Source organism: Bacillus sp. FSL K6-0042 (assembly GCF_038006685.1).
In the GTDB taxonomy this organism is placed as follows: Bacteria; Bacillota; Bacilli; order Bacillales; family Bacillaceae_G; genus Bacillus_A; species Bacillus_A pseudomycoides.
Map to the genome: position 1 here is coordinate 4315853 of NZ_JBBOVS010000001.1, position 13862 is coordinate 4329714.

The following is a 13862-nucleotide window of genomic DNA, read 5'->3' on the forward strand; positions in this document are numbered from 1 at the left end:
CGGGTTAGTTTAAACCTGTTCCTTTGTACTTGTAAAACAAAAGATACCGCATTAGTATAGAGATATATTGCCAAATTAGGGAGTAGGAAAAAAGCATGAGTGATATACATAAGAAGATTAAAAAAAAACAGTTTGTACCACTTTATTTAATATATGGAACGGAAGCTTATTTTATAAATGAAACAATAAAGCTTATAACAACTGAAGCGCTAGCTGAAGAAGATCGTGAGTTTAATGTTGTAACGTATGACTTAGAAGAAGCGTATTTAGAAGATGTAATAGAAGATGCACGGACGCTTCCTTTTTTTGGAGAACGTAAAATATTACTCGTTAAATCCCCATTGTTTTTAACATCACAAAAAGAAAAACTAGAACAAAATATAAAGGTTTTAGAGGATTATGTTGCAGAGCCATCTCCATTTTCGATTGTTGTATTTGTAGCACCTTATGAAAAACTAGATGAGCGGAAAAAAATCACAAAATTATTAAAGAAAACAGCAGATGTAGTAGAAGCCAATGCGATGCAAGTACAGGACGTTCGTAAATGGATTGTGGCCCGTGCAGATGAAGTGCATGTGCATATTGAGGAAGTAGCTGTTAATTTGCTATTAGAGCTTGTAGGAAGCAATGTAACGATGTTAGCAAAGGAAATGGACAAGTTGACCCTTTATGTTGGTATGGGTGGAGAAATTACAACAGGGCTTGTAGCGGAACTGGTACCAAAATCGGTTGAACAAAATGTGTTTGCGTTAACAGAAAAGGTAGTGAAAAAAGATATCGCTGGGGCTATGCTAATTCTAGATGGACTATTTACGCAACAAGAGGAACCAATTAAATTATTGGCGTTATTAGTGAGTCAATTTCGTTTGCTGCATCAAGTGAAGGAATTACAGCAACGTGGATATGGCCAAAATCAAATTGCTTCGCATATTGGTGTTCACCCGTACCGAGTAAAGTTGGCGATGAATCAAACGAAATTTTTCTCGTTTGAAGAATTGAAAAAAGTTATTTTAGAGTTAGCTGAAGCTGATTATAGTATGAAAACGGGGAAAATGGATAAGAAGCTTGTCTTAGAGTTTTTCTTAATGCGTTTAAATCATATTGGATAAAATAAAAGTGGAGGCAGTTCGCTCAGAATCACAGGTTATTGGAGCCCCCCGCCGAGAAGTGTTTTTGGCTTCAATCGAGAGGGTGAAATGGCCGGAGATTCTAGTTGCTATAGCTGGATAAAATAAAAAAGTTCATGTCATTTGCTGCATGAACTTTTTTGTATATAAAAAAACGATCCAAATGGATCGTTTTTTAAACGCCTTACGCGTTTACTTGTTTCGCTAAGCGAGATTTTTGACGAGCTGCAGCGTTTTGGTGGATAAGACCTTTACGAGCTGCTTTGTCAAGTTTTTTAGAAGCAGTTTTGAAAGCTTCTTTAGCATTTTCAAGATCGTTATTAGTAACTAAAGCTTCTACAGTTTTAACAGCTGAACGCATGTCAGACTTGATAGAAGCGTTATGTGCACGACGCTCTTCGCTAAGTTTAGCGCGTTTGATAGCAGATTTAATGTTTGCCATACTTTTCACCTCCCTGGTGCGATCGAGTGACTCGATACTTACATAGAACAAGTGATATTTTATCAAACGGAGAAGAGAATTGCAATAGCGAGATCAATGAAATTTCATGTAAGGGAAAGAATGACCTTATATAATTTTGGGAAATCTAACGATATTTACTATTAAATGCGGAGGAGATACGATGAAAGAACCATTAGATTTAAGTAAATATAGCGTTAGGACAGACCTTGCAGTAGAAGCGCATCAAATGTTACAAGAACGTCAGCAAAAACAAACGGGAATCGAAGGTGTTGTTGTAAAAGAGCGTGAAGAAGAAGGGATTACGATTACGAAAGTGATAATCGATGAAAGTGCTTCTGAATCGATGGGTAAAAAAGCAGGGAATTATTTAACGCTTGAAGTGCAAGGGATCCGTCAGCAAGATACGGAACTTCAGCAAAAAGTGGAACGTATTTTTGCAAAAGAATTCTCGTACTTACTAGGAGAAATTGGAATAACCAAAGAAGCAAGCTGTTTAATTGTAGGACTAGGGAATTGGAATGTCACACCAGATGCACTTGGTCCGATTGTTGTAGAGAATGTGCTTGTGACACGTCATCTTTTTAAATTACAACCTGAAAGTGTAGAGGAAGGGTATCGCCCAGTTAGTGCAATTCGTCCAGGTGTAATGGGGATTACAGGGATTGAAACAAGTGACGTCATTTACGGTATTATTGAAAAAACAAGGCCGGATTTTGTTATCGCTATCGATGCGCTTGCTGCAAGGTCTATTGAACGAGTAAACAGTACGATACAGATTTCAGATACGGGAATTCATCCTGGATCTGGTGTAGGAAATAAACGAAAAGAACTAAGTAAAGAAACGCTAGGAATTCCTGTGATTGCTATCGGTGTTCCGACGGTTGTAGATGCTGTTTCCATTACGAGCGATACAATTGATTTTATCCTAAAACATTTTGGACGTGAAATGAGAGAAGGAGATAAGCCGTCTCGATCTTTATTGCCAGCAGGTTTTACATTTGGAGAAAAGAAGAAACTAACAGAGGAAGATATGCCGGATGAAAAAAGCCGTAATATGTTTTTAGGGGCAGTGGGCACATTGGAAGATGAAGAAAAACGAAAATTAATTTACGAAGTATTAGCTCCTCTTGGTCATAATTTAATGGTGACGCCGAAAGAAGTAGATGCATTTATTGAAGATATGGCAAATGTAATAGCGAGCGGTTTAAATGCTGCACTTCATCATCAAATTGATCAAGATAATACAGGTGCATATACGCATTGATGAGAAGAGGCGAAAGTAGTTGAGGAGATTTACGCTTCAATGTGTGTGCTGCGTTATTCTGTTTTTGTTTGTGATGCTAATCGGAATTGGAATCGTTAATCATGGCTTAAAAAGCATGAAAGGCTATCGGCAGCCAACATATGAACAAGTTGCACGAATGACGGGAACTGGAAGTGAAAATGTTAATTTGGAAATTTTAGGAGATACATTTTCAGCAAGTGAAAAACAAAAACAGTTAGAAAGTCTCAGAAGTTTTAATGTTGTAGAAGGACTGGGAATGGGAATCGCAGAATTTGCTCGAAGTATCGCTAAGTTTAGTACAGATATAGTAATTGGGAAAATAAAAGATATTTTTAGCCAATTGGGAGAATAAAAAGAGGTTGTCTTATCATTTTGTAAGACAGCCATTTTTTTTGTTATAAAAAGGTTTGTCTCGTTTGATCTGCTCGCATAAGATAAAGAGAGGAAGATTTGTCTTATAAGCAGCACGAGTTTTCATTGAATCTTTGCTGCTCTATTGATATAATCAGTGCTAGTGTATATTGGCGAGACTATTAGGAGTTGAGAACATAGATGAATAAAGAAGAAAGAGCAAAGAGGCAGTCTAACATTCGTAACTTTTCCATCATTGCTCACATTGATCACGGAAAATCAACGTTAGCAGACCGTATTTTGGAGAAAACAAACGCGTTAACACAGCGCGAAATGAAAGCTCAATTACTTGACTCTATGGATTTAGAGCGTGAGCGTGGTATTACAATTAAATTAAATGCAGTACAATTAATGTATACAGCAAAAAACGGTGAAGAATATACTCTTCACTTAATCGATACACCGGGACATGTCGACTTTACGTACGAAGTATCTCGTAGTTTAGCGGCTTGTGAAGGTGCTATCCTTGTTGTTGATGCAGCGCAAGGCATTGAAGCGCAAACGTTAGCAAACGTATATTTAGCACTTGATAATAATTTAGAAATTTTACCGGTTATTAATAAAATCGATTTGCCAAGTGCTGACCCAGAGCGCGTTCGTCAAGAGGTAGAAGATGTAATTGGTTTAGATGCGTCAGAAGCTGTACTTGCTTCCGCAAAGGCTGGCATTGGGATTGAAGATATTTTAGAACAAATCGTTGAAAAAGTACCAGCTCCAGAAGGTGACCCAGAAGGGCCGCTTCAATGTATGATTTTTGACTCTTTATATGACCCATATCGCGGTGTAATTGCGTATATCCGTGTTGTGAGCGGTACAGTGAAAGTTGGCGATAAAGTACGTATGATGGCAACTGGTAAAGAATTTGAGGTAACAGAAGTAGGTGTATTCACACCGAAAACAACACAGCGTGAAGAGTTAGCAGTAGGTGATGTAGGATTCTTAGCGGCATCTATTAAAAATGTAGGAGACACACGCGTTGGTGATACAATCACACATGCGAAACGTCCAGCAGCAGAACCATTACCAGGTTATCGTAAATTAAACCCAATGGTATTCTGTGGTTTATATCCAATCGATTCTGCACGTTATAACGATTTACGTGATGCATTAGAAAAACTTGAATTGAATGATTCTGCTCTTGAATTTGAGCCAGAAACATCTCAAGCATTAGGATTCGGTTTCCGCTGTGGATTCTTAGGTTTACTTCACATGGAAATTATTCAAGAACGTATTGAACGCGAATTCAAGATTGACTTAATTACAACGGCGCCAAGCGTTATTTACAAAGTGTATTTAACGAATGGGGAAGATTTGATTGTTGATAATCCATCTAACATGCCAGATCCTCAAACGATCGATCGTGTGGAGGAACCGTTTGTAAAAGCAACGATTATGGTTCCGAATGATTACGTTGGGGCTGTAATGGAAATTTGCCAAGGGAAACGTGGTGCATTCCTTGATATGCAATACTTAGATGAAACACGTGTTACGTTAACATATGAGATCCCACTTTCTGAAATCGTATACGACTTCTTTGATCAATTGAAGTCTAATACGAAAGGGTATGCGTCATTTGATTACGAGTTAATCGGTTACAAACCGTCTAGACTTGTGAAGATGGATATTTTATTAAATAATGAACAAGTTGATGCTTTATCATTCATTGTACATCGCGATTCAGCTTATGATCGTGGTAAAGTAATTGTAGAAAAATTAAAAGAATTAATTCCAAGACAACAGTTTGAAGTACCAATTCAAGCGACAATTGGGAATAAAGTTGTAGCGCGTTCTACAATTAAAGCGATGCGTAAAAACGTACTTGCAAAATGTTATGGTGGTGACATTTCTCGTAAACGTAAACTTCTTGATAAACAAAAAGAAGGTAAAAAACGTATGAAGTCTGTTGGTTCTGTAGAAGTGCCACAAGAAGCATTCATGGCTGTATTGAAAATGGACGATAACTAATAAAAAAGAAGCCGTTTGTGCGGCTTCTTTTTGTACGTAGGATTACTTTTTTAGACATCTTTTCATCTCTCCTTTACAATGGTGAGGATGCTTTTTATTGTAAGAAACAATAGTGGATATAGAGTTAGGAGACTATTGATGTCTGAAAATATTCGAAAAGATATTCAAGAAAAAATACAAAACGGTGATTTTAATTGTGAAAAAGAATTGACGCTTTCTATTATTAGCGGAAAGTGAAAAGTTGTAATCTTGTGGCATCTAGGTGTAGAAGGGTCGCATCGCTTTAGTGAGTTACAACGACTATGCCCAAACATTTCTCATAAGGTTTTATCTAATCAATTAAAAGAATTAATGGAAGATGAAATCATTGATCGGACAGTATATCCAGAAGTACCTCCGCGGATAGAGTACTTTATGACTGATTTAGGTATGACGCTTTTACCAATCGTCGAAATGATGTATGATTGGGGGAAAATGCGAATGGAACAAATTCGTAACACGTTACAGAAGTAAAGGAGCCTCCGAAGTGCGGAGGTTTTCTTTTTAGAAAGGTAGGAGTCTAGTTTAATGCAAGCTGCATATATTCATATTCCGTTTTGTCAGCATATTTGTCACTATTGTGATTTTAATAAAGTATTTATTGAACGTCAGCCTGTTGATCAATATTTAGAGTATTTAGAGAAAGAAATTATAAATACGGTTCAAAAGGTGCCGTTTGAAAATATGAAAACGATTTTTGTTGGGGGCGGGACACCAACGGCATTAAATATGGAGCAGACAAAAAAGCTGTTAGATATTATTAATCGCCGTTTACGTCCGTTCGCTCCAAACTGTGAATTGACGTTTGAAGCAAATCCTGGAGATTTGCCAAAAGAAAAGTTGAACCTTCTATTAGATGGTGGTGTCAATCGAATTAGCTTTGGTGTGCAAACATTTCGAGATGAATTACTTCAGAAAATTGGACGTAAGCATACGAGGGAAGATGCATTTGTAGCGATTAGTGAAGCGCAGGAAGTGGGCTTTACGAATATTAATGTGGATTTAATTTATGCATTACCAGGGCAAACGATAGAAGATGTGAAAGAAACATTGGACATTGCTTTTACGTTAGGAGTTCAGCATTTTTCTGCATATTCCTTAATTGTTGAACCGAAAACGGTTTTTTATAATTTAATGAACAAAGGAAAATTAAGACTTCCAGGGGAAGAGCATGAAGCAAGAATGTATGAAATGGTAATGGATGAGATGGAAAAGCATGGCTATAAACAGTATGAAATCAGTAATTTTTCAAAAGAAGGCTATGAAAGTAGACATAATCTCACATACTGGAATAATGAACAGTATTATGGTTTTGGAGCTGGTGCTCACAGTTATGTAAACGGCGAGCGAATTCAAAATGTTGGCCCGTTAAAGCAATATTTCTCTAAAATTGATGAGACAGGCTTCCCTTATTTAGACGTCCACGAAGTAACAAGAAAAGAAAGAATGGAAGAAGAACTATTTTTAGGGCTCCGGAAAACAAAGGGTGTTTCTAAGCTTACATTCCAAAAGAAATTTGGTGTCGAAATGGATGAGATTTTTGCAAAGCAGTTATTATCCAACAAGGAACATGGATTGCTTCAGGATAAAGGTAACCATGTTTGTTTGACGAGACAAGGTAAGTTATTAGGGAATGAAGTATTTCAGTCATTTTTAATTGATTAATTAAATGTTCAGTAGATATGAAAAAGTTTCTCTATTTTGTGACGTTTCCGTTGACAATTGAATGTCAATTTTGGTAAGTTATTAATAGATTTAGCACTCGAAGACAAAGAGTGCTAACAGAGGTGATGATGAGATGCTTACGGAACGTCAGCTCTTGATTTTACAAACAATTATTGATGACTTTATTGGATCAGCGCAACCTGTTGGGTCAAGAACGTTGGCTAAAAAAGATGAAATTACATTTAGTTCAGCTACGATTCGAAATGAAATGGCTGATTTAGAAGAACTAGGATTTATCGAAAAGACACACAGTTCTTCTGGACGTGTTCCTTCAGAAAAAGGGTATCGATTTTATGTAGACCATCTTTTAGCACCACAACATTTATCGAATGAGGATGTTGTACAGATTAAGGATTTATTTGCTGAAAGAATTTTTGAAGCGGAAAAAATTGCACAGCAATCCGCTCAAATTTTATCAGAACTCACAAATTATACGGCAATTGTTCTTGGACCGAAAGTGAGTGCAAATAAATTAAAGAATGTACAAATTATTCCGCTGGATCCTCAAACAGCAGTCGCCATTATTGTAACAGATACAGGTCATGTACAAAGCAAAACGATTACCGTTCCGGAATCTGTTGATTTATCAGATTTAGAAAAAATGGTTAATATTTTAAACGAAAAGCTATCTGGTGTGCCGATGGCGGAGCTGCATAATAAAATTTTAAAAGAGATTGTGACGGTTCTACGTGGGTATGTCCACAACTATGATAGTGCAATAAAAATGTTAGATGGTACATTTCAAGTTCCTTTGTCGGAAAAGATATACTTTGGGGGGAAAGCGAATATGCTTTCGCAGCCGGAGTTTCATGACATTCAAAAGGTACGCTCCTTGCTGACTATGATTGATAATGAAGCTGAATTTTACGATATTTTGCGTAATAAACAAGTCGGGATTCAAGTGAAAATCGGTCGAGAAAATTCTTCGACGGCTATGGAAGATTGTAGTTTAATTTCTGCAACTTATTCCATTGGAGAAGAACAGATTGGAACAATCGCGATCCTAGGTCCAACGAGAATGCAGTATTCTCGCGTGATTAGTCTGTTACAATTGTTTTCAAGACAATTTACAGATGGGTTAAATGGATTGTATAAATCAAAATAATAAATTCGCTCGAGCGATGAACATTGTCATTGCTTGTGTGTAACATAAAAACTATGCTTGGACGCTCATGTTAAGCATGAGCTCTGGTGCCTTTTAAGGAGGTGAAAGTTGTGGAAGAGCGTAACGAACAAGTAGTTGAAGAAGCGAAAGAAACGCAAACTGAGGAATCTATTACAGCAGAAAACAGTGAAGAAACTGTAGTAGAAGAAAAAAGTGAAGCGGCTCTTTTACAAGAAAAAGTAGATGAATTGCAAGCGAAATTGACGGAAACGGAAGGTCGCACACTACGTCTACAAGCTGATTTTGAAAACTATAAGCGCCGCGTTCAACTGGATAAGCAAGCGGCTGAAAAATATAGATCGCAAAGTCTTGTGTCAGACATTTTGCCAGCTCTTGATAACTTTGAAAGAGCGATGCAAGTGGAAGCAAGCGACGAGCAGATGAAGTCCTTATTACAAGGGATGGAAATGGTATATCGTCAATTGCTAGAAGCGCTGACTAAAGAAGGTGTTGAAGCGATTGAAGCTGTTGGTAAACAGTTTGATCCGCATGAACATCAAGCTGTTATGCAAGTAGAAGACAGCGAGTTTGAATCAAACGCGGTTGTGGAAGAATTCCAAAAAGGTTATAAACTGAAAGACCGTGTGATTCGCCCATCAATGGTAAAAGTAAATCAATAATTTACATAAATGTAGGAGGTTTCGCCATGAGTAAAATTATCGGTATTGACTTAGGTACAACAAACTCTTGTGTAGCTGTTATGGAAGGTGGAGAACCAAAGGTTATTCCAAATCCAGAAGGGAACCGTACAACACCTTCTGTTGTAGCTTTCAAAAATGAAGAGCGTCAAGTTGGGGAAGTAGCGAAGCGTCAAGCGATTACAAACCCAAATACAATCATGTCTGTTAAACGTCATATGGGTACAGACTACAAAGTAGAAGTTGAAGGTAAAAACTACACACCTCAAGAAATTTCTGCAATCATTTTACAAAACTTAAAAGCTTCTGCTGAAGCGTACTTAGGTGAAACAGTAACGAAAGCTGTTATCACAGTACCAGCATACTTCAACGATGCAGAACGCCAAGCAACAAAAGACGCTGGCCGTATTGCTGGTTTAGAAGTAGAACGTATTATTAATGAACCAACAGCAGCTGCGCTTGCTTACGGTTTAGAAAAACAAGACGAAGAACAAAAAGTTCTAGTATATGACTTAGGTGGCGGTACATTCGACGTATCTATTCTTGAGTTAGCAGATGGAACATTTGAAGTTATTTCAACTGCGGGTGACAACCGTCTTGGTGGTGACGACTTTGACCAAGTTATCATCGATCATTTAGTAGCTGAATTCAAAAAAGAAAATAACATTGATTTAAGCCAAGATAAAATGGCACTTCAACGTTTGAAAGATGCAGCTGAAAAAGCGAAAAAAGATCTTTCAGGTGTAACACAAACACAAATTTCATTACCATTTATTAGTGCTGGGGCTGCTGGTCCATTACACTTAGAATTAAACTTAACAAGAGCGAAATTCGAAGAACTTTCAGCTAACCTTGTTGAAAGAACATTAGAGCCAACTCGTCGTGCATTAAAAGATGCTGGTCTTTCTCCAAGTGAATTAGATAAAGTTATTCTTGTTGGTGGTTCTACTCGTATTCCAGCTGTACAAGAAGCGATTAAACGTGAAACTGGTAAAGAACCATATAAAGGCGTTAACCCTGATGAAGTTGTAGCATTAGGTGCTGCAGTTCAGGGCGGTGTACTTACTGGTGATGTAAAAGGCGTTCTATTATTAGACGTAACTCCACTTTCTTTAGGTATTGAAACTATGGGTGGCGTATTCACGAAGTTAATCGAGCGTAACACAACAATTCCAACAAGTAAGTCACAAGTGTTCTCAACTGCTGCTGATAACCAGCCTGCAGTAGACATTCACGTATTGCAAGGTGAGCGTCCAATGTCAGCTGACAACAAAACACTAGGTCGCTTCCAATTAACAGATATCCCACCAGCACCACGTGGTATTCCGCAAATCGAAGTAACATTCGATATTGATGCGAACGGTATCGTAAATGTACGTGCGAAAGACTTAGGGACAAGTAAAGAACAAACAATTACAATCCAATCTTCTTCAGGTCTTTCTGATGAAGAAGTAGATCGTATGGTAAAAGAAGCTGAAACAAATGCTGATGCTGACCAAAAGCGTAAGGAAGAAGTTGAACTTCGTAATGAAGCTGACCAACTTGTATTCCAAACAGATAAAGTTGTAAAAGATTTAGAAGGTAAAGTAGATGCAGCTGAGGTAGCGAAAGCAACAGAAGCAAAAGAAGCATTACAAGCGTCAATCGAGAAAAATGATCTTGATGAAATTCGTGCGAAAAAAGATGCACTTCAAGAAATCGTACAACAACTTACTGTAAAATTATATGAACAAGCTCAAGCAGCTGCTGGTGCTCAGCAAGCAGAAGGTACACAAGGTAACGCTAGTGCAAAAAATGACAACGTAGTTGACGCTGAGTTTGAAGAAGTAAAAGAAGATAAGTAATAAAGTAAAAAAACATAAGTAAGATGACAAAAAGTCAAAGTCAAGCGTGCCTTGGCTTTGGCTTTTTTCATGAATGAAGAAAGTGCTTCGGGCAGGTTAGCTCTTTCATATGGGAGTCTTAAGTTTTTCTTTTTGCATACTGTAAGTGAGGAAACTTTGTTGCAAAGCACTTTCTTTCGGTGTTAAAATTACGTTTATGTGAAAGATTCGGGGGTTACAAATTTATGAATAAAAGAGATTATTATGAGGTGCTCGGCCTTAGCAAGGGCGCTTCAAAAGATGAAATCAAAAAAGCATACCGTCGTTTGGCTAAAAAATATCATCCAGACGTAAGCAAAGAAGAAAATGCAATTGAAAAGTTTAAAGAAGTACAAGAAGCATATGAAGTTTTAAGTGACGATCAGAAACGTGCGCAGTACGATCAATTTGGTCATGCTGATCCAAATCAAGGTTTTGGCGGCTTCGGCGGTGGAGACTTTGGTGGTGGATTCGGATTTGAAGACATTTTCAGCTCATTCTTTGGCGGAGGTGGCGGCAGACGCCGTGATCCAAATGCACCGCGTCAAGGCGCTGACTTGCAATATCAAGTTACTTTAAGCTTTGAAGAAGCGATTTTTGGTAAGGAATTAAATGTTGAAATTCCAGTTGAAGACCCATGTGACACATGTCATGGCAATGGGGCGAAACCAGGAACTTCAAAAGAAACATGTAAACACTGTTCAGGAACAGGTCAAGTGAGCGTAGAACAAAATACACCATTTGGTCGTATTGTAAATCGTCAAGCGTGTAAACATTGTTCAGGAACAGGCCAAATGATTAAAGAGAAATGTACAACATGTCATGGCTCTGGAAAAGTACGTAAACGTAAAAAAATTAACGTTAAAATTCCAGCGGGTATTGATAATGGTCAACAAATCCGTGTGTCTGGTAAAGGTGAAGCGGGTGTAAACGGTGGGCCGGCTGGTGATTTATATGTTGTTGTTCATGTAAGAGACCATGAGTTCTTTGAGCGTGATGGCGATCATATTATTTGTGAAATGCCATTAACATTCACACAAGTAGCGCTTGGTGCTGAAGTGGAAGTTCCAACTGTTCATGGAAAAGTGAAATTGAAAATTCCAGCAGGAACGCAAACAGGAACGGAATTCCGCCTAAAAGGAAAAGGCGCTCCAAATGTACGTGGATATGGCCAAGGTGATCAATATGTAGTTGTTCGTGTTGTTGTACCAACGAAATTAACATCACATCAAAAAGAATTATTGCGTGAATTTGCAGGACAAGAAGATCAGGATGATAGCCTATTTGGAAAGCTTAAACGAGCTTTTAAAGGGGAATAATGGAAATAAAAAATGGAGTTGGTAAATTGTGAAATGGTCAGAAATTAGTATTCATACAACAGAGGAAGCAGTAGAAGCTGTTTCTCATATTTTACACGAAGCAGGTGCTAGCGGTGTAGCGATTGAAGACCCGGCAGAGTTAACAAAAGAGCGTGAGCAACAGTATGGTGAAATTTATGCGCTCAATCCATCTGAATATCCAGAAGATGGTGTGTTAATAAAAGCATATTTCCCACAAACGGATTCTTTACATGAAACAGTTGCGAGTGTAAAATCATCTATTGATGTACTTCCATCTTTCGACATCGAAATTGGTACAGGAAATATTACGATTAATGAAGTCGATGAGGAAGACTGGGCTACTGCTTGGAAAAAATATTACCATCCAGTTCAAATTTCTGATACATTCACAATTGTGCCAACTTGGGAAGAATATACACCTTCTTCTCCAGATGAAAAAATTATTGAATTAGATCCAGGGATGGCATTTGGTACAGGGACACATCCAACAACAACGATGTGTATTCGTGCGTTAGAGAAAACAGTGCAGCCAGGTAATACCGTAATTGATGTTGGAACAGGTTCTGGTGTATTAAGTATTGCTGCAGCAAAATTAGGTGCAGCATCTGTTCAAGCGTATGATTTAGATCCAGTTGCAGTTGAAAGTGCGGAGATGAATGTTCGTTTAAATAAAACGGACGGTATCGTATCTGTCGGACAAAATAGTTTATTAGAAGGTATTGAAGGACCAGTAGATTTGATTGTAGCAAATTTACTTGCAGAAATTATTCTTCTATTCCCTGAAGACGCAGCGAGAGTTGTAAAACAGGGTGGACTATTTATTACATCTGGTATTATTGCAGCAAAAGAAAAAGTAATCTCTGAGGCGTTAGAAAAAGCTGGATTTACAATTGAAGAAGTGTTAAGAATGGAAGATTGGGTAGCAATCATTGCACGAAATGCGTAATATATAATTTATGTTAATAATGAACGAAAGAGTCTCTCGCTATATGAAGTGAGAGACTTGCCGTTTGTTATATTAAAATGATAACGTTTCGTTCTTTTCGTAAGGGAGGACTTACGAAAGGAACGAAACTTTACTAAGGTGATGAGATGCAACGTTATTTTGTAGAAGAGAAGTATGTAAATGATGCAAGTATTCGTATTGTAGGTGATGATGTACATCATATCGTAAGAGTGATGCGCATGTCAGCTGGTGATCACATTTATTGCTGTGTAAAAGGTAAAACAGCAATGTGTACAATTGCTGAAATTACCAGTGAATTTGTGGATAGTGCTATTGTAGAATGGGTAGAGGCGTCAAGTGAACTGCCAGTGTTCGTGACGATTGCAAGTGGACTGCCAAAAGGAGATAAGCTAGAGTTAATTTTTCAAAAAGGAACTGAGCTTGGGGCGGCCGCATTTTTACCATTTCAAGCATCTCGTTCTATTGTAAAATGGGATGCAAAAAAAGCAGATAAAAAAGTTGAGCGCTTGAAAAAAATTGTGAAAGAAGCTGCAGAGCAATCGCATAGAAGTGAAATTCCAGCTGTACATGCTCCGGCATCATTTAAACAATTGCTTGCGATGAGCAGTGATTATGATGTTTGTCTTGTTGCGTATGAAGAGGAAGCAAAGCAAGGCGAAAAAGCTAATTTTGCGAAGGCTTTAACGGCACTTAAACGTGGTCAAAAACTGTTGATTGTATTTGGCCCCGAAGGTGGTTTATCTGAGGAAGAAATTTCTGCGCTTCGTGAACATAAATTTATACCATGTAGTTTAGGGCCGAGGATTTTACGAACAGAAACGGCGCCGCTTTACGCGTTAAGTGCCGCTTCTTATCATTTTGAATTGATGGGGTGA

General features: G+C 37.9%; 12 protein-coding genes and 1 pseudogene. 12 read left to right on the plus strand and 1 reads right to left on the minus strand.

Translation table 11 applies throughout. The features are described from left to right. Nucleotides 1–95: 95 nt before the first annotated feature. Complete coding sequence (gene holA, locus MHH45_RS22145) at nucleotides 96–1109, plus strand: DNA polymerase III subunit delta (RefSeq protein ID WP_016116383.1); 1014 nt, start codon at nucleotides 96–98, stop codon at nucleotides 1107–1109. 202 nt (nucleotides 1110–1311) lie between these two features. On the opposite strand, the gene rpsT is transcribed toward holA, so the two are convergent. Beyond that, nucleotides 1312–1569: a 30S ribosomal protein S20 gene (gene rpsT / locus MHH45_RS22150; RefSeq protein WP_001274011.1), complete on the minus strand. Its 258-nt coding sequence runs from the start codon at nucleotides 1567–1569 to the stop codon at nucleotides 1312–1314. A 181-nt stretch (nucleotides 1570–1750) separates the two neighbouring features. Between rpsT and gpr the strand changes: the two genes are divergently transcribed. The 11 genes and pseudogenes from gpr to MHH45_RS22205 all read left to right on the plus strand — a co-directional run bounded on the left by gpr (nucleotide 1751) and on the right by MHH45_RS22205 (nucleotide 13862). Further along, nucleotides 1751–2854, plus strand: coding sequence for a GPR endopeptidase (gene gpr, locus MHH45_RS22155; RefSeq protein WP_016116382.1), 1104 nt, complete (start codon nucleotides 1751–1753; stop codon nucleotides 2852–2854). 19 nt (nucleotides 2855–2873) lie between these two features. Next, entirely contained in the window at nucleotides 2874–3227 is a 354-nt protein-coding gene (locus MHH45_RS22160; RefSeq protein WP_016116381.1) for a DUF3679 domain-containing protein, read from the plus strand. Nucleotides 3228–3427: 200 nt separating this feature from the next. Beyond that, on the plus strand, nucleotides 3428–5251 hold the full coding sequence (gene lepA, locus MHH45_RS22165; protein ID WP_016116380.1) for an elongation factor 4: 1824 nt from the start codon (nucleotides 3428–3430) through the stop codon (nucleotides 5249–5251). Between the two features lie 138 nt (nucleotides 5252–5389). After that, nucleotides 5390–5764 (plus strand): annotated as a pseudogene (locus tag MHH45_RS22170) (winged helix-turn-helix transcriptional regulator). A 54-nt stretch (nucleotides 5765–5818) separates the two neighbouring features. Continuing rightward, nucleotides 5819–6955 carry a radical SAM family heme chaperone HemW gene (gene hemW, locus MHH45_RS22175; protein ID WP_016133260.1) on the plus strand — a complete coding sequence of 379 codons (1137 nt, stop codon included), beginning with the start codon at nucleotides 5819–5821 and terminating at the stop codon, nucleotides 6953–6955. 133 nt (nucleotides 6956–7088) lie between these two features. Next, nucleotides 7089–8120 (plus strand): heat-inducible transcriptional repressor HrcA, encoded by a 1032-nt coding sequence (gene hrcA / locus MHH45_RS22180; protein ID WP_016116376.1) that lies wholly within the window; start codon nucleotides 7089–7091, stop codon nucleotides 8118–8120. A 110-nt stretch (nucleotides 8121–8230) separates the two neighbouring features. Next, complete coding sequence (gene grpE / locus MHH45_RS22185; protein WP_016116375.1) at nucleotides 8231–8800, plus strand: nucleotide exchange factor GrpE; 570 nt, start codon at nucleotides 8231–8233, stop codon at nucleotides 8798–8800. Nucleotides 8801–8826: 26 nt separating this feature from the next. Next, a complete protein-coding gene (dnaK, locus tag MHH45_RS22190; RefSeq protein ID WP_016116374.1) occupies nucleotides 8827–10662 on the plus strand; it encodes a chaperone protein DnaK in 1836 nt (611 codons plus the stop codon). Between the two features lie 224 nt (nucleotides 10663–10886). Further along, nucleotides 10887–11999, plus strand: a complete 1113-nt coding sequence (gene dnaJ, locus MHH45_RS22195; RefSeq protein ID WP_016116373.1) for a chaperone protein DnaJ — start codon at nucleotides 10887–10889, stop codon at nucleotides 11997–11999. A 28-nt stretch (nucleotides 12000–12027) separates the two neighbouring features. Beyond that, entirely contained in the window at nucleotides 12028–12966 is a 939-nt protein-coding gene (gene prmA / locus MHH45_RS22200; RefSeq protein WP_016132050.1) for a 50S ribosomal protein L11 methyltransferase, read from the plus strand. Between the two features lie 146 nt (nucleotides 12967–13112). Next, a complete protein-coding gene (locus MHH45_RS22205) occupies nucleotides 13113–13862 on the plus strand; it encodes a 16S rRNA (uracil(1498)-N(3))-methyltransferase (RefSeq protein WP_088093671.1) in 750 nt (249 codons plus the stop codon).